1 pseudogene is annotated in these 268 nt (G+C 35.8%); it reads right to left on the minus strand.

Annotated features, from left to right (window positions below):
• Positions 1-82: 82 nt before the first annotated feature.
• Positions 83-268: pseudogene (locus tag CWB60_RS20840) on the minus strand (phosphomannomutase); the annotation flags it as partial.

Raw genomic sequence — 268 nt, forward strand, 5'->3', positions numbered from 1 at the left:
CACGATCGTTGGAAAAGATAAAGTCGAATTTAGTTTAGTTATCACAATTTCGTGTTTTTAAAATGTCTTCTTCACTTACTGCCTAAGTATCTTTAGGCACGAATATGGGGGAACGTTCAAGCCTAGTTACTTCAGAACCAAGCGAAGTAAAAATATCACCATAAAAATCTCTACCTGCACTTGACTGCTCGTATATTCCTATGTGCTTGCCTAAGAGTATTTTATGATCAACCAAAGATGTATATCGTGTAATATAGTTTTTAGCGGC

Source organism: Pseudoalteromonas sp. S327 (genome assembly GCF_005886415.1).
Lineage (GTDB): Bacteria > Pseudomonadota > Gammaproteobacteria > Enterobacterales > Alteromonadaceae > Pseudoalteromonas > Pseudoalteromonas atlantica.